Annotated in this window: 18 protein-coding genes and 1 tRNA gene; 14 read left to right on the top strand and 5 right to left on the bottom strand. The window is 41.9% G+C overall.

Annotation, left to right across the window (positions count from 1 at the left end; all coding sequences use genetic code 11):
- Positions 1–72 precede the first annotated feature (72 nt).
- The 6 genes from AC1HCU_RS13620 (at position 73) to AC1HCU_RS13645 (ending at position 4761) form a co-directional block, all read left to right on the top strand.
- Positions 73–432 (top strand): arsenate reductase family protein, encoded by a 360-nt coding sequence (locus AC1HCU_RS13620; RefSeq protein WP_480366769.1) that lies wholly within the window; start codon positions 73–75, stop codon positions 430–432.
- On the top strand, positions 429–1424 hold the full coding sequence (gene dusB, locus AC1HCU_RS13625) for a tRNA dihydrouridine synthase DusB (RefSeq protein ID WP_480366771.1): 996 nt from the start codon (positions 429–431) through the stop codon (positions 1422–1424). The genes AC1HCU_RS13620 and dusB overlap by 4 nt, the downstream gene beginning before the upstream one ends.
- 67 nt (positions 1425–1491) lie before the next feature.
- A complete protein-coding gene (locus tag AC1HCU_RS13630; RefSeq protein ID WP_480366773.1) occupies positions 1492–1920 on the top strand; it encodes an RrF2 family transcriptional regulator in 429 nt (142 codons plus the stop codon).
- Positions 1921–2101: 181 nt separating this feature from the next.
- The gene (locus AC1HCU_RS13635) at positions 2102–2719 is read left to right on the top strand and encodes a YceI family protein (protein ID WP_480366775.1); all 618 of its coding nucleotides are present in this window, start codon (positions 2102–2104) and stop codon (positions 2717–2719) included.
- A 25-nt stretch (positions 2720–2744) separates the two neighbouring features.
- The gene (locus tag AC1HCU_RS13640; RefSeq protein WP_480366777.1) at positions 2745–4067 is read left to right on the top strand and encodes a hypothetical protein; all 1323 of its coding nucleotides are present in this window, start codon (positions 2745–2747) and stop codon (positions 4065–4067) included.
- Between the two features lie 70 nt (positions 4068–4137).
- Complete coding sequence (locus tag AC1HCU_RS13645; protein WP_321722015.1) at positions 4138–4761, top strand: YceI family protein; 624 nt, start codon at positions 4138–4140, stop codon at positions 4759–4761.
- 45 nt (positions 4762–4806) lie between these two features.
- Here AC1HCU_RS13645 and AC1HCU_RS13650 read toward each other — a convergent pair whose 3' ends face one another.
- The 4 genes from AC1HCU_RS13650 to AC1HCU_RS13665 all read right to left on the bottom strand — a co-directional run bounded on the left by AC1HCU_RS13650 (position 4807) and on the right by AC1HCU_RS13665 (position 9096).
- Entirely contained in the window at positions 4807–6570 is a 1764-nt protein-coding gene (locus tag AC1HCU_RS13650) for a S41 family peptidase (RefSeq protein WP_480366779.1), read from the bottom strand.
- Between the two features lie 78 nt (positions 6571–6648).
- Positions 6649–7257 carry an L-threonylcarbamoyladenylate synthase gene (locus tag AC1HCU_RS13655; protein ID WP_480366781.1) on the bottom strand — a complete coding sequence of 203 codons (609 nt, stop codon included), beginning with the start codon at positions 7255–7257 and terminating at the stop codon, positions 6649–6651.
- A 139-nt stretch (positions 7258–7396) separates the two neighbouring features.
- Complete coding sequence (locus AC1HCU_RS13660) at positions 7397–8254, bottom strand: enoyl-ACP reductase FabI (RefSeq protein ID WP_480366783.1); 858 nt, start codon at positions 8252–8254, stop codon at positions 7397–7399.
- Positions 8255–8409: 155 nt separating this feature from the next.
- The gene (locus AC1HCU_RS13665) at positions 8410–9096 is read right to left on the bottom strand and encodes an MIP family channel protein (protein ID WP_480366785.1); all 687 of its coding nucleotides are present in this window, start codon (positions 9094–9096) and stop codon (positions 8410–8412) included.
- A 167-nt stretch (positions 9097–9263) separates the two neighbouring features.
- Between AC1HCU_RS13665 and AC1HCU_RS13670 the strand changes: the two genes are divergently transcribed.
- The 3 genes from AC1HCU_RS13670 to AC1HCU_RS13680 all read left to right on the top strand — a co-directional run bounded on the left by AC1HCU_RS13670 (position 9264) and on the right by AC1HCU_RS13680 (position 12344).
- Positions 9264–9989 (top strand): MBL fold metallo-hydrolase, encoded by a 726-nt coding sequence (locus AC1HCU_RS13670; protein WP_480366787.1) that lies wholly within the window; start codon positions 9264–9266, stop codon positions 9987–9989.
- A gap of 108 nt (positions 9990–10097) precedes the next feature.
- Positions 10098–10478, top strand: coding sequence for a VOC family protein (locus AC1HCU_RS13675; RefSeq protein ID WP_480366789.1), 381 nt, complete (start codon positions 10098–10100; stop codon positions 10476–10478).
- Between the two features lie 12 nt (positions 10479–10490).
- Complete coding sequence (locus tag AC1HCU_RS13680; RefSeq protein WP_480366790.1) at positions 10491–12344, top strand: 4-hydroxy-3-methylbut-2-en-1-yl diphosphate synthase; 1854 nt, start codon at positions 10491–10493, stop codon at positions 12342–12344.
- Positions 12345–12433: 89 nt separating this feature from the next.
- On the opposite strand, the gene AC1HCU_RS13685 is transcribed toward AC1HCU_RS13680, so the two are convergent.
- The gene (locus AC1HCU_RS13685; RefSeq protein ID WP_480366792.1) at positions 12434–12871 is read right to left on the bottom strand and encodes an OsmC family protein; all 438 of its coding nucleotides are present in this window, start codon (positions 12869–12871) and stop codon (positions 12434–12436) included.
- Positions 12872–13219: 348 nt separating this feature from the next.
- On the opposite strand from AC1HCU_RS13685, the gene AC1HCU_RS13690 reads away from it, so the two are divergent.
- The 5 genes from AC1HCU_RS13690 to AC1HCU_RS13710 all read left to right on the top strand — a co-directional run bounded on the left by AC1HCU_RS13690 (position 13220) and on the right by AC1HCU_RS13710 (position 20271).
- A tRNA-Ile gene (locus tag AC1HCU_RS13690) sits at positions 13220–13293 on the top strand.
- Between the two features lie 18 nt (positions 13294–13311).
- Positions 13312–14202 (top strand): AraC family transcriptional regulator, encoded by an 891-nt coding sequence (locus AC1HCU_RS13695; RefSeq protein WP_480366794.1) that lies wholly within the window; start codon positions 13312–13314, stop codon positions 14200–14202.
- A gap of 267 nt (positions 14203–14469) precedes the next feature.
- Entirely contained in the window at positions 14470–15675 is a 1206-nt protein-coding gene (locus AC1HCU_RS13700) for a glycoside hydrolase family 26 protein (protein WP_480366796.1), read from the top strand.
- Positions 15676–15935: 260 nt separating this feature from the next.
- Positions 15936–16895, top strand: coding sequence for a hypothetical protein (locus tag AC1HCU_RS13705; RefSeq protein WP_480366798.1), 960 nt, complete (start codon positions 15936–15938; stop codon positions 16893–16895).
- 94 nt (positions 16896–16989) lie between these two features.
- On the top strand, positions 16990–20271 hold the full coding sequence (locus tag AC1HCU_RS13710; RefSeq protein ID WP_480366800.1) for a SusC/RagA family TonB-linked outer membrane protein: 3282 nt from the start codon (positions 16990–16992) through the stop codon (positions 20269–20271).
- Positions 20272–20282: the final 11 nt, after the last annotated feature.

Consider the following 20282-nt stretch of genomic DNA (forward strand, 5'->3'; position numbering starts at 1 on the left):
TTTGCACCCTAAAATCACAGTATTAGGGCTTCCTGAATGTATATGAAGGCGCATGAAATAAACTGAATGTAAATGAAACCACTTTTTATTCATTATCCCAAGTGCGGCACTTGCCGTAAGGCGGCCAAATGGCTGAGAGTTCACGGAGTTGAGGTAACGGCAAGGGACATTGTAGAAGAGAACCCCAAAAAAGAAGAACTCTCCGAATGGATCAAAAAGAGCGGCCTGCCGATCAGCCGTTTTTTCAACACTTCCGGCATGATATACAGGGAGCAGAACTTGAAAGAGAAGGTAAAGAGCGCATCTGAAAATGAGCTGCTCGATCTGTTGTCCTCAAATGGAATGGTGGTGAAGAGACCCATTGTTGTGACAGATGATTTTGTGTTGGTAGGTTTCAACGAGAAAGAGTGGAAAGAGAAATTTAGAAAATGAAGATTGCCCACATTGAATTTCCGGAAAGGCCGGTATTTCTTGCTCCGATGGAAGATGTGACCGATGTCGGATTCAGGCTGCTTTGCAGACAGTTCGGAGCCGATATGGTCTATACCGAATTCATTTCGAGCGATGCCCTCATTCGCGACGTAAAGAAGACAAAGCGAAAAATTTTTTTCAGTGATGAGGAACGTCCTATTGGCATTCAGATATATGGCAGTGACCCTGAGGCGATGGTGGAGGCTGCCAGAATTTGTGAAGAAGCCGATCCGGATCTGATTGACATCAACTTCGGATGTCCCGTGAGGAAAATTGCAGGCAAGGGAGCGGGGTCCGGCATGATGCGTACGCCCGATGTGATGCTGGAGATCACCCGGAAAGTGGTCAAAGCGGTGAAGAAGCCGGTAACTGTAAAGACCCGACTGGGATGGGACGATAACTCGAAGATCATTGTGGAACTGGCTGAGCAGCTACAGGATTGCGGTATTGCAGCACTTACTCTGCATGGTCGCACCCGCGCGCAGATGTATAAGGGGGAGGCCGACTGGTCACTGATTGGAGCTGTGAAGAACAATCCCAGGATGCATATCCCCGTCATTGGTAATGGTGATGTAACTACCCCTGAGATGACACAACAACGGTTTGAAGAGACCGGCGTGGATGCAGTGATGATTGGTCGCGGCAGCATTGGACAGCCCTGGATATTCCGGGAGGTGAAACATTTTATGGAAACTGGGAAGCACGCTCCGAAGGAGTCGTTCGGCTGGTATCTCGACGTATTGAAAAAACAGGTACAGGAAAGCGTAGAACGCCTGGACGAAGTACGTGGCATCCTGCATATGCGTCGTCATATAGCGGCAACACCCCTTTTTAAGGGTATACCCGATTTCAAAGCTACCCGCATTGCCATGTTGAAGGCTGCTACATTGAGTGAATTATTTGCCATCATGGACAATGTGGAAAATGTGATTTTTTTCCCTGCCGAAGCATAGAAAAACAGGTGAAGTTTAGCATCATTATTTTAGTTTTATACTATCTTTGTATGTTGGCAAAGTGGGAATGAAAATAAACACAAAAATAAGGTATGGGCTACGGACAATGATTGAGATTGCTGATTGCCAGAGTCCCGAAGGTATCCTTCAAAAGGAAATTGCAAAGAGGCAACAAATTTCAGTCAAATATCTCGATTACATTGTCAGCGCTCTCAAATTGAAGGGGTTAATAAGAAATGTCGGAGGAAGGGGAAGTGGTTATGTGCTCGCCCGGTCTCCTGTTGAGATTACCATGCTGGATATTTATACGGCATTTGAATCGGTTCTTGTTGTACAATGCGTTTCAGATGAATCGTTCTGTGAACGTTCTTCGCTTTGCTGTAAAGCGAATCTTTACTGGAAACAGTTTCACAGACAGTTTGTGGAGATGCTTTCCGGAAGAAATCTGGAACAAATCATGCAGGAAACGAAAGAAGATTGTACACTGTGCATGTAGTTTTTTTATGAGCCAATTCCTATTAAAACTATAGCATTTATTCGCAATTCCGTCAGGAACTATTTTATACAAGGTTAATCAATACGCTCAAATGCGTGCCAAACCAGAACCGAAAACGGGATGTAATCCCAGTAAACCTATAGGAATACTAAAATTATTAATAAACTATTTGCATATATTTATGAAAACGATTTTATTTAACAGGCGAACCGTATCTGTGTTTTTATTTATGTTTATCGCGGCTGGTGTTCTGGTTCATTCCCAGACTCTCTCCATCAAATCTTCCGAGGTAGTTATCAACGGAGAGACAAATGTGAATCACAATTTTACAATAAAAGCGACAGAATTGAGCGGCAAAATGACTGTGGCCGACAATCGTCCGCAGGCCCTGACTGTGGAAATACCCGTTCGCTCTCTCATCAGCGGCGAAAAACTGATGGACAAGAAGACACACGAAGCTTTCAATGAACCAAAGAATCCAAAAATTCTTTTTCAAATGACAGAATTAAACTCCATTCAGGTGAATGGTGAGAATATTACAGTGACAGTTACTGGAAATCTTTCGTTGAAGGGTGCTACAAAGAAAGTGACACTAAAAGCAGACGGAAAGGAAATGAGCCCCGGTGTATATACTTTTCAGGGGGCATTACCTGTAAAGATGAGCGACTATGGTATGAAAGCGCCTACTGCGATGCTGGGTACCATGAAAACAAAAGACCAGGTAACGGTGAATTATAAAGTGACTTTTGAAGGAGCATCGATTAATTTTAATTCAACAGCATATTCACAGAATAAATGATTATTTACTATTAAACAAAGAATGAATGAAAATGAAAAAAAGAGGTCTCTTTACGGTGGTCGCAATTTTAACCGCTTTCGTTACGTTTGCCCAGTTACGTCCGACGAACAAGGAAGGTATAAATGCTTTTGAAACACCGAAGACAGAAACAGATTTTGATGGATTGAAAGTGAAGATTGGAGGTGCTTTGACGCTTCCTTATACTACACTTAATCACAGCAACGCACACGGAGAGTATGTAAGTGACAATCCGTTGACGTTGGTTCCGCTGACCAATAACTTTGGTTTGCCACAAGCCAATCTTTTTATAAAATCAAATCTGTCAGATGGAATTTACCTGAATTTTGAGCTTTACCTGGCTTCCCGCCATCACAATGAAACATGGGTTAAAGGCGGTTTCCTTCAATTGGAGAAAATGCCGTTTCTCCCCTGGGATTTTGTCGATGAAATCATGGAGGTTACCACCATCAAAGTAGGTCAGTTCGACGTGAACTATGGCGATGCACATTTCCGTCGCTCCGACGGTGGCCTCACTTTTTATAATCCTTTTATGGAAAACCACATTATGGATGAGTTTGCCACTGAAATTGGCGCAGAGGTGGACGTACATCTCGCAGACTTCACCGTGGTGGGAGCCATTACCAACGGACAGCTCAATCCCACGTTGCAGAAGATCGACACGACCGAAGCCACCAACAGGTACTCCAACGGGAAAATGAATCCTGCACTGATTGGAAAACTGGCTTACGACAAGCAGTTCAATGATCAGTTTCGTCTTCGAGTGAGCGGTTCCGGATATTACACTGCCGGTTCATACAAGAACACGCTTTTCGGGGGAGATCGTACAGGTTCCAATTATTACGGGGTGATGTATCACGTTGCGCCGAGCAGTTCAACGTTCACAAACGGGCGATTCAATCCCGGTTTTGGCGATAAGGTAAAAGCCATGATGGGGAACTTGTTTTTGAAATATTCACCGGTAAATGGACTTTCTCTCGAATCGTTTACGACTCTTGAACAGGTAAAGGGACGCAGTGCCAGCGAGAAAGAACTGAGAAATGCCAATCAGTTTGTTACCGACCTGGTTGTACGTTTCGGTGCCGATGAACAATTCTATGTAGGTGGCCGCTACAACAAATTGAAGGCAGATATGGCAGCAGTTGGAAGCACGCCCGCTTATAAGGCTGACATCAATCGTACTGCCATTGCAGCAGGTTGGTATATGACAAAAAATGTCATGGCCAAAGTGGAGTATGTGAAGCAAAATTATGATGGATTCCCTACCAGCAGTATTTATTCGGATGCTCAATTCGACGGATTGACGCTTGCCGGATCCATCGCATTCTAGACAGTTTTCATAAAAATGAACCAAACCGGTAGTTAATACCGGTTTGGTTATCATCTTTCAGATTGAGAAAATGAAAAGAATTTTATCCATACTTGCCATTTGCTTTCTGGTATCGGTCACGGCACATGCTCAGTCGGGATCTTATCTGCTTGCTGTGGATGTGAAGGAGAAAAGCATGCTTTCCATTCAGGGGAAAAGTAATGTTGTAGACTTTAAATTTGATCAGCCCGGTAATAGGTTTATCGGTAAAAAACTGTATATAAATGCATCCCGCAGGAACGACAGGCTTTATCTAAGCGAAAGCAGCCTGGAAATTCCTGTAAAAAATTTCATATCAGGCAACAGGATGGCGTTGAGAGATTTTCATAAGCTTGTGAAGTCGGATGAATATCCTGTCATGCATATAGCACTCGATCATGTGAGGTTGTCAGACGAGTCTTTAGGTGAAGTCGGTGACGCTGTGATAGACGTCACAATTACAGGGGTCACCAAAAGATATACCGTTCCGGTTACTGCGAAAAGGAATGGAAATAATTTCACATTCGATGTGAAAAAATCAATTAATATCCGCGACTTTAACCTGACTCCACCTGTCCACATGATGGGGATGCTGAAAGTGGACGAATGGATCACTATTAATCTTTTTATGGAGTGCGGCATCATGCCGGTCGACCAAGCGGAGCTTGTTCGGTAATTATCTTTTTTTGAAATGCTCCCGGTATAACCCAGGGAGTTTTTTCTATTTTTCCATTAATTTTCTGATTTCATCACCCCGTACATCTTCCAGCATGTCGAAACGATGTTTATCCTGCATGTGGAGCGTCGCTTTTTTATCCACCTGCGAAGAACGGAACGGACTGGAGACATGCAATGTCGTGGTACGGGCAGCTCTTGTGGCACCCGTGATCAACGAGATTGCTTTTCCGAGCAAGGGATCGTTAGTGTTGCCAAATTCAAACAAGAACAGTTCATCACCAGTTTCAACCATACCATCAGGGTTGAATTCGTCCACCTCATAATTGGGTGTGAAGCCCGCAGTAAAGTCTGATTTCCCCAGACTGTTGAAATATTTCACTACAATTGGCTGCATCCCCCATTTGTTTTTGGGATCTTCCTCCTCGTAGATGGAGATAGAACCCACATTTTTTCCGTAGGTTGTTTCACCGATCAGTATTACTTCCATGTAGGGTTTCAGGCCGTTGATGATGAACTCGCTGGCGGAAGCAGTCCATCCGCTGGTAAGTACATAAAGTCGCGGCAGGTTTAAAGAGGGTACATCGGTTATTTTCACCCATGAAATCACATTGCCTTTGTCATCTATTTTGGCCGTATCGATCTGTGAAATAAAGTAATCCTTGTTGTAATTGGCTCCATACTCCTTTAGCAGCGCATTGTGCACAAAGGAGTTATATTGGGAGGTGGTGAGCACGTTGCTGGTGGATCTGTTTTTCACTAGGGCACTTGCCAGGGCAATAGCCGAAGAGACCGCACCACCGCTGTTATAGCGGAGGTCGAGTACCATCTCGTTGACTCCCTGTGCTTTCATGGCATCCAGCCTGTTCATTAGCAGTTTGTCGTAGTCGTAACTGTCATCCCCCTTATCCCGGGCAAAGAAGTTGTATACAAGATACCCAATCTTCTTACTGTCGATAGTATATACACTGTCTTTATAGACCGGATTTTCGGCGTAGTTGTTGTGCATCTGAATGGTCACGTTTCCGCTGTTTTGCAGGTTATAGGTCGATGTGGCAGAATCAAGGCGCCAGTCGGCCATCGAGAGATTTTTTGTTCCCGTGCCCCCGAACAGGGTTTTGTAATTCTGGGGTGTGATGTTCTGCCCGTTTATTTTGGTGATGAACCGGCCTCTGTCGATTCCTTTCGAGTCGGCATCGGTGCCGCTCATCGGGTAAAGCACCAAAGCGTAATAGTGGGTCTTAGCCTGATCTGCCCAGACGAGGATGTATTCAAAACCGATCTCATCTGATCTTACCCCGCTCAGATCGTTTAACAGTTCCACATAGTCTTCCTGAATCCAGGAGAACCTGTCACCCTCGGGATTGGAGGTGGCATTATACTTATAGAGGATTGAATTGAAAAAATCGGCAGGATTGAGTGAGTAGTTCGGTTTTTTGGAAAGTTTATCATTCCACAAATAGTATATCGACATCTGGTCGTAGATCCATCTGTTTACATACTTGTTGTTTGATATTGCCGCGGAAGTAGTGATGGTGGCATCACCCGATATGTTGGCATCTGTGACAGACACGAGGGTACCATCACTCAATGTGGTACTTGCTCCGGGAGGAGTCACGGAGTTATCTATTACCGCATTCACCCTATTTGTATATCCACTTTCATATTCTAATGTGAAGGTCCTGGTGGAGGCATTATACGTGGCTGCCACCAGTTCCCCCTTAGTGGCAGCGGGATCATCGTTTTTGCAGGAGATAGAAACAACCAATAGGATGGAGAGTGTGAGGAAACAGACAAATATTTTTTTCATATGTAGAATCTTAGCGGGATGATTATTTGAACCTAAGACTGCGAAAGTATCGATTAATTTAATTCCTTGGAGAAAATATCAGAATTTTAACTCTCCTTTGCCCTGTCGCACAATGATTGGTTCATCGGAAGTACAGTCTATCACAGTGGAGCCTTCTATGCCTCCTACGCCGCCATCTATCACAATATCGGCGATATCGCCCCATTTTTCAAATATCAATTCGGGATCGGTGATATATTCAACTTCCAGATTGTCATCCTTTACTGAGGTGTTTAGCACCGGATTTCCCATCTGCGAAACAATCTCGCGGATAATATTGTTGTCCGGTACGCGGATACCTACGGTTTTTTTGTTTTTATATATTTTGGGAAGGGAGGACGTGGTCGGTAATATAAATGTGAAAGGGCCTGGAAGATTCCTTTTCATCAGTTTAAAGGTAGGAGTGCTGACCTTCGCATATTCACTCATTATGCTCAGGTCGTTGCAGATAATGGATAAATTGCTTTTCTGCGGATTAATCCCTTTCAGATCGCAAATCTTCTCTACAGCACGCACGTTCAGTGCATCACAGCCAATGCCGTAAAGTGTATCGGTAGGATAGATCACGATACCTCCCTCACGCAAAACGGAGACGACTTTCTCTATTTCGCGTGGATGGGGATTTTCGTTGTATATCTTTATCAGCATAACGCACAAATGTAGTGAAAGCCGAGCGAAAAGCCAAACTTGTTTGGGGTTTTCCGAGGTGCATGCTAGAATTTAAAAATGTATAAAAAATAGCTCCAATCGATGGATCGAAGCTATTTTAATGTCGGTTAGCGAAAAATTATCCGTAAATCACATTCCCGTTTTCATCCTTGTTCTCGTCGAGCCCGTTGCTGTACTGTTTCATTGCGCGCAGACTCATGCCCATGCTGGAGAACCCGCCGTCGTTATACAGATTCTGCATGGTGATCTTGCGGGTAAGATCGGAGAACATGACGATGCAGTAGTCCGCTGCATCGTCGGCTGTAGCATTTCCCAGCGGGGCCATACGTTCCGAAAAGTCCATCAGGTCGGTCATTCCTTTCACGCCACTTCCGGCAGTGGTCATGGTGGGCGACTGAGAAATGGTATTTACGCGTACTCCCTTGTCGCGTCCGTAAATGTAACCGAAGCTGCGGGTAATGGATTCAAGCAGCGCCTTGGCGTCAGCCATGTCATTGTATCCGTAAAATACGCGTTGGGCCGCTACATAAGTGAGAGCGAGAATGGAACCGCCACGTTCAATTGCGTCAAGCTTGCGGGCTACCTGCAGCATTTTATGATAAGAAATGGCAGATATGTCGAGGGTCTTCATCAGCATGTCGTAATCCAGATCGTCGTAGGTCCTTTTCTTGCGTACGTTCGGCGACATACCGATTGAATGAAGAACAAAATCGATTTTACCACCCAGAATCTCCATCGATTTGGTGAAAACCATCTCAAGATCATCTACATTGGTTGCATCAGCAGGCAGTATCTCGGCATTGAGTTTCGCACCCAGCTGGGCAGTATCGCCCATTCTAACGGCAACGGGTGTGTTGGACAATGTGATGGTGGCACCTTCCTCAACGGCTTTCTCAGCTACCTTCCAGGCAATGGACATATCGTTCAACGCACCGAAAATAATCCCTCTTTTTCCTTTTAATAGATTGTGACTCATAATTTTTATCAATTTAGAACAGCCGGCAAGTTTTTTACCGGATTCGCTGTGATTATTTTTCAATCAAAAACTGCGCAAATTTACAAAAAATGTGCAATAACTAAACAGATAAATACAAAATAAGTTCTCTCAGGAATTATTTTCGTGAGTTTGTCTTAAGCCATGTCTCTTTTTTCCTCTTCGATTGTGATTCCTTTCCAGACAAATGCAGCGATAGCGGCACCGAGTAAAGGGGCTACAATAAATAACCAGAGCTGTGACAGTGCCGTTCCTCCTTCAAAAATTGCCGGACCTATGCTACGGGCCGGGTTCACTGATGTGCCTGTAATTGGAATACAAACAATATGTATCAAAACAAGCGTGAGGCCGATTGCCAGCCCGGCAAATTTGTTAAGGCCGTTTTTAGCAGTTACTCCCAATACCACCAATACGAAAATAAAGGTGAATACTGTCTCTGCCACAAAAGCCACACCCATTTGTCCCTGGGCAAAACCGTTGGCACCCGTGAGCGTTGTAATGGAACCGGAATCCTTTGCCAAAAACCAAAGGATGGATGAACCGATGACGGCGCCGATCACCTGGAAGAGCATGTACATTCCCGCATCTTTACCACTCATCCTGCCCGATAGAAAAACACCCAGCGTGATAGCCGGGTTTATGTGACATCCCGAAATGCTTCCTATACCGTAAGCCATGGCTATGACTGACAGTCCGAAGGCAAAAGCAACTCCCAGCGTGCCCACTGAATCAAAGGGTTGCCCGGCACCCGCAAAGACTGCCGCCCCGCAACCCATTAGTACAAGTACCATTGTTCCGATCATTTCTGCTACATACTTCTTCATGATTTTTGAATTTATTGTGAAACAAATATTCTGCAAGATAAAATATTATTTTAATATCAGAGTGACCGGGACTGAATTTGAGGTATTAATCCCCGATGTTTTTACCAATTTTTTGCTTATGATTTTGAACATTTTGCCGACGGATTGTTTTAATGATTGGTTGAAAGATGATGACAATTACATATATTTATCACAGCTGTTACCTGATCGAATTCATCGGATGTTCCGTGATTATTGATTATTACAGGGACGCACCGCGTGAGGATGGTTCAAAATGGGTGAATGATTATCTGCTCAATAAGGAAGATGATCTGTATGTGCTTTGTACGCATTCACATTCCGATCATTTTAACCCGGATATACTGAACTGGAGACAACGAAAGGAGAATATCACCTATATTTTTTCCGATGAACTGAAAGAGAACGGGAAAATCGATGCAAAAGTTTACTATCTCAGAAAAGAACAAACTTTTGAGGATGCGCGGATTAAAGTCATGGCATATGGTTCTACCGATATCGGGGGATCTTTTCTGATTGGCTGTAACGGGCGTTTACTTTTCCACGCTGGAGATCTGAACAACTGGCATTGGAATGAAGAGGTGGGAAAGGCAGAATCGCTCACCTATGAAAATAATTACCTGTGCGAGCTTGAGTTGCTGGCCGAAAAAACCGATCATCTGCATGTAGCCATGTTTCCGATAGATCCCCGCCTGGGTAAGGAGTATATGCGCGGAGCGAAACAATTTGTTTCGCGCATACATACTGCTTATTTTTTCCCGATGCACTTTGGAGAACAATATGAAAAGGCGAACCGATTCGGGGAAACAGCGGCGCAATATGGTTGCAGATACATGCCGGTATCTCAGCCGGGACAGATATTTACACTGATATAAAAGCAACAAGGGAAGGAATGAAACGGTGTGATCAAGTGATCAGCATTTATGGTGTGCGAAGGAAGGCAAGCAACTACACCGAAAAAACGGATAAAATAACTAAAAACAATGGAAATAAAAGCAAGATTCGACCACTACAATATCAATGTGCTGGATTTGAAAAAAAGTATTACATTTTATGACAAGGCGTTGGGTTTGAAAGAGGTGCGAAGAAAAGAAGCCTCTGACGGATCATATATTCTTGTTTTTCTGGGAGATGGGATAACCGGTTTCACCCTGGAGCTGACCTGGCTCAGGGACTGGGATCGGCCCTATAATATGGGAGATAATGAACAGCATCTTTGCCTACGCGTGGACGGAGATTACGATGAGACGAGAGCCTACCATAAAGAGATGGGATGTGTCTGTTATGAAAATACCGACATGGGACTTTATTTTATCATCGATCCCGACGGATATTGGATAGAAGTATTACCTTTGAAGAAATAACCGATTAAAAAAATGGACTTTTTCAACTATAGCCGCCGCCCTACCATTGATGTGCATGTAGGCAATGTCACGATGGGTGGCAATCATCCGGTCGTGATACAGACAATGACCAGCACCAATACGCTCGATACGGAAGCCAGTGTGGCGCAGTGTGAACGAATCATCGCGTCCGGTGCGGACCTGATTCGTCTGACCACGCAGGGGGTACGTGAAGCGAACAATTTGCGGGAAATTCACCGGCAGTTGAGAGATAAAGGCTATACAACGCCTTTGTCTGCCGATATTCATTTTAACCCGCGTGCTGCTGAAGTGGCGGCCACCATTGCCGAAAAAGTGCGTATTAACCCCGGCAATTACGTGGACAAACAGAAGACTTTTGCCGAGTTGGAATATACCGAAGAGGAATATGCAGCGGAACTGGAGAAGATTCGTGCCAAAGTCGTCACCTTTCTTCAGATTTGTAGAGAGCATGGTACAGCTGTACGTATAGGGGTGAACCATGGATCGCTTTCCGACCGTATCATGTCGCGTTACGGAGATACACCGGAAGGGATGGTGGAATCTTGCATGGAGTATTTACGCATTGCGGTGGATGAAGGTTTTACCGATATTGTGATATCGATGAAGGCTTCCAATACGCTGCTGATGACCAAGGCGGTACGCCTGTTGGTGGACAGGATGGATAAAGAGGGGATTCATTTTCCGCTTCACCTGGGTGTGACTGAAGCAGGTAACGGTGAAGACGGAAGAATGAAGTCGGCGGTAGGCATCGGAGCATTGCTGAGTGATGGCATGGGAGATACCATTCGTGTTTCACTGAGTGAAGATCCGGAGGTGGAAGTGCCCGTAGCCCGAAAGCTGGTGGATTACGTGATGCAACGGCAAAATCATCCACACATTGAAGGACGACAATTTCCCGGATTCTCTCCATTTGCGACTGACCGGCGCGAAACGAAAGCAGTTTGGAATATAGGTGGTGATTTTCTGCCGGTGGTCATATCTGACAGGAGCCGGATCGGTGACATGGATATCAATCCTCATTTTATCCCGGACTATATCTACACGGGAAGTCATGTACCCGATAATTTTCCCAGAGGAATGAAATCTATTGTTGATTTTGCGCAATGGAAGGAGAGGATAGATCATTATCCCCTCTTTACGGCCGATGAGATAGGCAGCATGGAAGCATGTCCGGCACAGGTGAAGTTTCTACGTCTTTCCTATCCGCAACTGACTGATGAGATGATTGTCCTCCTGAAGGAAATACTTGGTGTGGTGATTATACTCACAACAGAACATCAGAACGGAGTAGGAGAACAGCGGGCATTTTTCCATGCCTTACTGAATGCGGACTGTCGTGTACCGGTGGTACTGCAGCGAAGTTATTCAGAAGATGAACCGGAAGATATACAGCTCAAAGGAGGGGTGGATTTTGGAACGCTGCTTTTAGACGGATTTGGCAATGGGATGATGTTGAGCAACGAAGGGAAAATTAACATTACCGATCTTGATGCCTATTCTTTCGGGATCCTGCAGGCAGCACGTGTACGCACAAGCAAGACTGAGTTCATCTCCTGTCCCAGTTGCGGAAGAACTCTGTTTGATCTCCAGACCACCGTTGCACTTGTACAGAAACATTTTTCCCATCTCAAACATCTGAAGATCGGGGTGATGGGCTGTATTGTAAATGGCGTGGGAGAGATGGCCGATGCAGATTATGGTTATGTGGGCGCTGAACATGGAAAAATATCCCTTTACCGGAAAAAACAGCTTGTGGAGAAAAATATCCCCCAGGCAGAAGCAGTGGAGCATCTTATTCAGCTTATCAAGGATCATGGCGATTGGATTGAGCCGGAGGTCAATTAACCTGATAAATAACGGGAATATCTGGTGAAGATTCGTCGGAAACAACCGGTATAGTATTACAAAGGCAGCCTTTCGCTGCCTTTTATCTGTTACTTACCCACTGTAATATGCACCGGTGTGGGGTTTACAAGATTGTCACTTACCGGGCAACGCTGTTCAACAACTTTTAGCCATTGCCCCAGTGTGTTGGCATCGGCATCCGTATCCGGGATGATTTCTACGTCAATTCTTTTAAACCCTGCTCTTTCGCTAGTGGCCATGCCCAGATGTTTATCCGGGTCGAGCACGCCCGCCAGATTTATTTTTACACTCCTCAGGGTGAAATTCAACTCTTTGGCCACCAGGTGACACATGACATTCAAGCACCCTGAAAGGGCAATCAAAGTATATTCAACCGGATTTGGGCCGTCATTGGTGCCATTCAGCTCTTCGGGTTCATCAATAATTGTTTCAAAACCTCTTGTCTTCGCAATGGTCTTGGTCGGGCTCTCGCTGTGCGCTTTTACGCGAAAAGTAATGTCAGACATAAATATACAATTAAATTAATTTAAGTTATGCAAGTCATTCAAACTTACTTGCAAAACTTACGTGTTTATTTTTGTAACAAAGGTAAAGATCCTGTTTTGATGGTGAAATAACACATTTGTGGTATTTTTCACAGACAGGCCGCGATAAATCACTGATTTGAGGGGACGTAAACAGGATCCCATCATCAGTGTGGTGATGAAGCATGAAGTGCCGCTTCTAAACCGTCAATACGAAGCGGCGCAATATTTACGTGAAACCGCCGTTGATTTAAAGGAAAATCATTTGGTTTTCTCCGGAAAAAGCAGTAATATTGCACCCGCTTTTGATCGAAACAACTCAAAAACAAAGGTCCCATAGCTCAGTTGGTTAGAGCACCTGACTCATAATCAGGGAGTCCTTGGTTCAAGCCCAAGTGGGACCACTGATTGTATCTGCCTGTATGAACGAACACATTGGTCATATAATACATGAAATCACTCCGCTGTCGGATAAAGACTGTTTTTACATTGCCGACCGTCGAAAATCGGAATTCACCTATCCTTTGCATTCACACAGCGAATTCGAGATTAATTATGTGGAAAATGCGGAAGGTGTAAGACGTATTGTTGGTGACTCGGTTGAGATCATTGGCAAATATGACCTTACATTGATCGCCAGTGAAGAACTGGAGCATGTCTGGGAGCAGCATCATTGTACAGCTAAAAACATCCGGGAGATAACCATCCAGTTCTCGAAAGATCTCTTTTTCGGAAATTTTATCCATAAGAATCAGTTCAGCAGCATCCGAGAAATGCTTCACAACGCACAAAAAGGGATCAATTTCCCCATGGAGGCCATTATGAAGGTTTATCCCATGCTCGATACGCTTTCCTCAGAACGATCAGGATTTCATGCAGTTATCAGATTGTTGGCCATTCTGTATGAACTTTCCCTTTGTGACAGTTACCACACACTAGCCAGCTCCTCCTTTGCCCATATCGAAGAAAATACTGACAGCAGGAGGGTACGCAAAATTTATGAATACATCAATCATCATTACAATAAGGAGATTCGGCTAGAAGATCTGGCAGCCGTAGTGGGAATGACGCCGGTGGCGTTAAGTCGTTTCTTTAAACTTAGATCTGGGAAAACTGTGTCTGACTATATAATCGATATTCGTTTGGGGCACGCTACAAGGCTTTTAGTGGATACTACTAATTCTATCTCCGAAATATGTTATGAATGCGGTTTTAATAACTTATCTAATTTCAATCGTATTTTTAAAAAGAGAAAGGAGTGCTCTCCGAAAGAATTCCGTGAGAACTATCGAAAAACCAAGCTTATTATTTAAAATTAATAATGAGAATGTTTTTTTGTTTTAGTTTTTCTGAAATCCCAACAATAAACTGCGAATAATTTCTGAATAATCTTTCCGAATAAGTTATATATACCTATATATCATCTCGATGTGCGTCTCTGTTGTTTAGCCCTACACTATAATTGAGCAAAATGTCAATAATTGATAATATTGTATTAGATTTATTTTAAGAAGCCAACTACCTTTGATAATCTAAATATTATCTAATTTTAATTCCCCACGGGCTAATATTAAGTTCCAATGAAAGATGTGCTTGGTTTTTCCTTTTTCTTATTACTTATTGTTTTCTTTTCATGCGGTGGAGCAGGTAACGAAATATCGGATGAAACCGAAGAGAAGTACAATACTGTGCTATTTCTCGCAGATAGAAATGCCACGTACGAGACAAAAGCTCTCTACTCAAATTTATGGGAGATACAAAAAAACGGCTTTATGTTTGGACATCATGATGATCTTTGGTATGGTCGAAAATGGTATAATGAGAAAGGACGTTCAGATACAAAAGATATTTGCGGAGATTATCCTGCAGTTTTTAGTGTTGACCTTGGAGCTGTTATGGACGATAGATCTTTGTCTGAGAATGGAATAAAGGAAAATGCGATACGTAAAAGAGTTATTGTAGAATCTTACGATAGAGGGGAGGTGATAACAGCGTGTATACATATTAATAATCCTCTAACAGAGGGTGATTCATGGGATAATTCGAGAAATGACGTTGTCAAAGAAATACTCAACGAAGGAGGATCTACAAATGCCAAATATAAAGTTTGGTTGGATCGTCTAGCGGCCTTTGCTCTTCAATTAAGAGGCTCTGATGGAAAGTTGATTCCAGTTATTTTTAGGCCGTATCATGAACACACCCAAAATTGGTCATGGTGGGGAAGAACTTGTACAACCGAGAAAGAATATGTCCACTTATGGCAATATACAATTAATTATCTGAAAGATACAAAGGGAGTACACAGTTTTATATATGCAATTTCACCACAAATGGACTCACCAAAGAGTAAAGAGGAGTTTCTATATAGATGGCCTGGAAATGAATATGTTGATTTTATCGGGATGGACTGCTATCATGGACTTAACCCTGTAACTTTTTCAATAAATTTGTCTGTTCTATCCAAGCTATCCAACGAGCTTAAAAAGCCTTGTGGAGTCACTGAAACAGGTGTAGAGGGACTACTAGATTCGAATGGAAAACCATATACTCGATATTGGACAGAGCAAATATTGATTCCATCTGTAAGACAGACAGTAAGTATGATCGTAATGTGGAGAAATAAATTTGATCCAAACGAGGAAGGTCATCATTTCTACTCTGTATTTGAAGGTCATCCATCTGCCAGCAATTTCAATGCTATGTATAGTCATCCTGGCACCTATTTCTCAAAGGATCTGCCGAATATGTATAAAATGGCTCAGGAAGTCACCGTACAGGGCCATTAGTCATCAACGTATAAAAAGAGTCTATGAGTAGATAAAATAGTATTATAAATTCTTAAAATAACACGCTATTTTTGCCACTATTGTTCTGCGATATTTATGATGGAATGAGTCGATTATTGTTTTACAAAATATGAAACTTTACTTTAAATGATATATACGACTTTGATTAACAGATTCTGTTCGGCCTAAAGTCTATGCGATAGAGATATATAAAATGTAATATTAATAGTTTAAAATAGATATTTATTTACCTAGAAATTATGAAAACATCGAAATTTTTAGTGGGAGTAGTATTAATCTTAATCTTTTTTTATTCCTGCGACAGTAATCAAAGAGATGTGCAAGAACTAATAGACCCATGGTTAAGGGAGAGGACTCCAATTGCTTTTAAGGTAGAAGGACAAGTAGGAGAAGCGGTTATTGTAAATAACTGGCGCAAAGATGAGGATGGCAGTATTAATGTTACGCTTATTTCCTCAGCAATTAATGATTTGCGTAATGTTCAGGTTTTATCTCTGGAACTTCAATACAATGCTACTTCTTCGCTTGGTGTAGGAGGAACATTGGATTTAAGCGATGGTTCTGATTCTTTTGTTGTTGAAGCAGAAAATGGAGAAACGAGGACCTATGTTGTTACTTTTGATGAGTTCTATGAACCAATCGTTGGAGATTATGCTGTAGAACAATTATGGTTGTATGGTGGTACAGGCCCTGAATATGGAGGTGGAGCTGTTTGGCCAATGATGGAGAAAAGCTGGCGCTGGAATGTTGATGGCAAGCCAACTGCAGAAGAAGACAATATTATATCACTGGTACTTAAAGGAGTTAATGAGGAAACAGGTGATACATATGGTACTTGTTATAATGATGCCGGGCCTGATGGAATGTATGCAAGTTTTATCTATGATGATAGGAATTGGGTTAAACATGATTTAAAGCACTTTTACAGATGTATACCTGAGGGAGAGGGTGAATGGGAAAAGAACTCTCAAACAGGTGTTATTACATTTATCTCAAAAGAAGGTGTTAGGAGGTCATGTACATTGCTTACAGCCGGAACGCATGCATTTGATCAATATAAAAGTATTACAATTGAAAAACTAGCCTTTAATTTTCCTGTTACAGAAGGGGTTGAAGATAACTGGGATGTAATATGGCAAGATGATGCTAAATATCTACATCATCCTAGAAACTTTGTAGTAAAAATGGAAAAACTATAAGTTATAATAAGATGGATCAGAAAATTAAATATTTTCTTTCTTGAGTTCTCCATGAAAAATTCAAACAGTAAAGAATAAATAAATTCACGAGTATATGATTAAAAATTTAAAAGTGTTTTTGCTATCCACTTTTTTATTAGTAATTGGGGCATTTACAAGCATAGTCATAGGACAACAAGCTGTCAGTGGAATAGTCATAGATACGTCGTATGGTGAAACACTGCCAGGAGCTACGGTTATCCTAAAGGGCACTTCTACCGGAACAATAACCAATGAAGAGGGAAGATTTACAATACCTCTCGAAACTCCTAATGGAGTTTTGCAGGTTTCGTATATTGGATATCAAACAAAGGAAGTTGACGTATCTGCAGGGGATGTAATTGAAATAAAGCTAGATGAAAACGTTACAGCTATTGATGAAGTTGTAATAACGGCATTTGCTACTCAAAAGAAAGTAAATGTAACCGGTGCTATATCTTCTCTTAGTGGGGATGCTCTGGTTGCAACACCTGTTTCAAATATTGCGAATGCATTAATTGGCAATACACCCGGAGTAAGCGGCTTGCAATCTTCAGGTGAGCCGGGAAGAAATGCTGCAAATATTATAATCAGAGGTGTATCAACTTATGGTTCATCAGCACCCTTAATTGTTATTGATGGTATAGAGCAAGCTGCAGAACAGGCCTTTACGGAGCTTAATGCGATGGATGCAAATGAAATTTCGGAGATCAGTGTTCTAAAAGATGCTGCATCCACTGCTGTCTATGGTATTCGTGCTGCGAATGGTGTAATTATAGTGACCACAAAAAAAGGTCGTTCCGGGACCCCTCGCATTAACTTCTCTTCAAACTATGGTTTAACGGGAGCTTCTAATCTTCAAAAAGGTGTAACTGCTTATGAATACGCTCTATTGAGAAATGAAGGGATTAGAAATGAACAGCGGGGTTACGCAGGAATGGAAGGTTTGTCAACCTATATATTTGATGATTATGACTTGTGGAAATTTAAAAATAACAGAGATTTTACTCCGGTAGAAGTAGATGCCATGAGCAATTTATCAGTTGAACAGAAAGAACAATTGAAAAATGCACCTGCCTTATACTATGCCAGTAACGACCTATATAGAGATCAATTCAGTAAGATGGCTCCTCAGTTTCAGACAAATCTCAACATATCGGGAGGTACTCAAAGAGTTAATTATTTTGTTTCTCTGGGGTTCTATAATCAAGAGGGTATTACAAACGCCAAAAAATATTATGGATCAAATACCGGTTCACAATTTAACAGATATAACTTCCGTGGAAATTTTGGAATTCAAGTTGCTGATAATTGGGATGTAGATATTAGTTTATCGGGACAATTTGGACAAACAGAAGGACCAGGTATTAACTCAGGGCCTTATGATTTAGATGGGCGCTACAAAGTGATTATGCAGTATATTTATGATGGAAACCCTTTTATTACGCCGGGTATTGTTGATGGTAAATTAATAAATAATTTTGCCGGAGTGCCGGGTACTGTTCAGAATCCATTAGGTGCTAAAACGGGCAGTCAGATTGGTTCACAAAATGCCGTGTATAATTTACTTATAAGTGGAAGAGGTACTATTTACAATAATCTGCTTAGTAGCTCAATAAGAGTTAATCATAATATGGATTACTTGCTGAAAGGGTTAAAAGCTCACGCTACAGTAAGTTATCAAGATAATTATAACAGATATGCTACATACTCACCCTCTATTCCTTCATATAGCGTGCAGAGAAGTGCGGAGAATCCCAATGAATTACAGTTCTTTGGAGGATCAATGGGTGCAGGTAGTTTTAACTCATACGGTTACAGTAACTGGAATAAGCTGTATTTTGATGCAGGATTAAATTGGTCCGGCAGTTTTGAAGATCATAATCTTACTGCACTGCTTCTTGGAAAAGGTTCAAAATATACAATGCCTTCGGATTCATACAATGTTCCATCAGGAATAGTTGGGTTGGTTGGACGTGTTACTTACAACTATATGGATCGTTATATGGCTGAGTTTAATGCCGGCTACAATGGCACTGAGCAATTTGATGAGGGTAAAAGATTTGGACTGTTTCCTGCATTCTCTTTTGGTTGGGTACCAACTGCAGAGGAGTTCTTTCCTAAAAATGATATCGTTACATTTATAAAGCTCAGAGCTTCGTATGGTGAGGTAGGAAATGATCAGCTTGGTGGTAACAGAAGGTATTACTATCTGCCTAATACTTATAATCTGGGACAGGGAGGTTATTGGTTCGGAAATAGTAATGGATCTTCTCAAAATTCTTATTATCAAGGCGCAACTGAAGGTGCATTAGGCAATCCGAATATTACATGGGAACGTGCTCGAAAATATGATGTGGGACTCGAAGTGAATTTCTTAAACGACAGACTTCATTTTATGACAGACTGGTTTAAAGAAGATAGAAACAATATTTTAACCACCTTGGGTACTATACCTGCAGTTTACGGTGTTCCATCCAACTCTGTGCCACCTGCAAATGTCGGAATCACAGAAAATAAGGGATTTGAGGTTGTACTTAAATGGGAAGATCATATTAACGCTTTGAGTTATTCCATAGAAGGAAATATGAGTTATGCCAGAAATAAAATTATTTATAAGGCTGAAGCAGAAAACCCCTATCCATGGATGAACGCAACAGGCTTTTCCATCGGCCAAAGATTTGGATTGAGGAGTGATGGTTTATTCAATACGCAAGAGGAGTTGAACAATAGGCCTTATAATACCTATACTTCAAATCGTGCAACATTGGGAGATGTTAGGTATGTCGATTTGAATGGTGATGGACTCATTGACAGTAAAGATGTTGCTCCTATTGGGTATCCTAACTATGCTGAGATTCAATATAATACAAAACTTAGACTTGTATATAAAGGTTTCGACATGAACGTGCTTTTCACCGGAGCAGCTAATGGATCATATTATTTAAACAGTGGTTATACTATTCCTTTTTTTAAACGTGCAGGAAATGCATGGCAATGGATGTATGATAATAGATGGACACAAGAAAAATACTTGGCTGGTGAGAAAATAACTTATCCTAGATCTACATTTGATGCGACCCCAGATCATAATAATTACCTGCAAAGTGATTTCTGGATGAGGTCAAGCAACTTCCTCAAACTTAAAAACATTGAGTTTGGATATACCATGCAACCTGACACTTTCAAATTTTTGAAAATGGTGCAGGGATTGAGAATATATGTTAATGCTAATAACTTATTCACCTTTAGAAATGAGTTAACGGATATTGGAATAGATCCGGAGATAACCGATGGCAGATCTTATATTTATCCTTTAACAAAAGTTGTAACAGTTGGACTAAGTTTTCAATTTTAACAGACAAAACA

The organism is Proteiniphilum sp. LBM24028 (assembly GCF_056629195.1).

What these genes read in the sequence shown, in the direction of transcription:
- AC1HCU_RS13620 (WP_480366769.1), top strand. Translation starts at nt 73, where the DNA reads ATGAAACCACTTTTTATTCATTATCCCAAGTGCGGCACTTGCCGTAAG.
- dusB (WP_480366771.1), top strand. Translation starts at nt 429, where the DNA reads ATGAAGATTGCCCACATTGAATTTCCGGAAAGGCCGGTATTTCTTGCT.
- AC1HCU_RS13630 (WP_480366773.1), top strand. Translation starts at nt 1,492, where the DNA reads ATGAAAATAAACACAAAAATAAGGTATGGGCTACGGACAATGATTGAG.
- AC1HCU_RS13635 (WP_480366775.1), top strand. Translation starts at nt 2,102, where the DNA reads ATGAAAACGATTTTATTTAACAGGCGAACCGTATCTGTGTTTTTATTT.
- AC1HCU_RS13640 (WP_480366777.1), top strand. Translation starts at nt 2,745, where the DNA reads ATGAAAATGAAAAAAAGAGGTCTCTTTACGGTGGTCGCAATTTTAACC.
- AC1HCU_RS13645 (WP_321722015.1), top strand. Translation starts at nt 4,138, where the DNA reads ATGAAAAGAATTTTATCCATACTTGCCATTTGCTTTCTGGTATCGGTC.
- AC1HCU_RS13650 (WP_480366779.1), bottom strand. Translation starts at nt 6,570, where the DNA reads ATGAAAAAAATATTTGTCTGTTTCCTCACACTCTCCATCCTATTGGTT.
- AC1HCU_RS13655 (WP_480366781.1), bottom strand. Translation starts at nt 7,257, where the DNA reads ATGCTGATAAAGATATACAACGAAAATCCCCATCCACGCGAAATAGAG.
- AC1HCU_RS13660 (WP_480366783.1), bottom strand. Translation starts at nt 8,254, where the DNA reads ATGAGTCACAATCTATTAAAAGGAAAAAGAGGGATTATTTTCGGTGCG.
- AC1HCU_RS13665 (WP_480366785.1), bottom strand. Translation starts at nt 9,096, where the DNA reads ATGAAGAAGTATGTAGCAGAAATGATCGGAACAATGGTACTTGTACTA.
- AC1HCU_RS13670 (WP_480366787.1), top strand. Translation starts at nt 9,264, where the DNA reads ATGATGACAATTACATATATTTATCACAGCTGTTACCTGATCGAATTC.
- AC1HCU_RS13675 (WP_480366789.1), top strand. Translation starts at nt 10,098, where the DNA reads ATGGAAATAAAAGCAAGATTCGACCACTACAATATCAATGTGCTGGAT.
- AC1HCU_RS13680 (WP_480366790.1), top strand. Translation starts at nt 10,491, where the DNA reads ATGGACTTTTTCAACTATAGCCGCCGCCCTACCATTGATGTGCATGTA.
- AC1HCU_RS13685 (WP_480366792.1), bottom strand. Translation starts at nt 12,871, where the DNA reads ATGTCTGACATTACTTTTCGCGTAAAAGCGCACAGCGAGAGCCCGACC.
- AC1HCU_RS13695 (WP_480366794.1), top strand. Translation starts at nt 13,312, where the DNA reads ATGAACGAACACATTGGTCATATAATACATGAAATCACTCCGCTGTCG.
- AC1HCU_RS13700 (WP_480366796.1), top strand. Translation starts at nt 14,470, where the DNA reads ATGAAAGATGTGCTTGGTTTTTCCTTTTTCTTATTACTTATTGTTTTC.
- AC1HCU_RS13705 (WP_480366798.1), top strand. Translation starts at nt 15,936, where the DNA reads ATGAAAACATCGAAATTTTTAGTGGGAGTAGTATTAATCTTAATCTTT.
- AC1HCU_RS13710 (WP_480366800.1), top strand. Translation starts at nt 16,990, where the DNA reads ATGATTAAAAATTTAAAAGTGTTTTTGCTATCCACTTTTTTATTAGTA.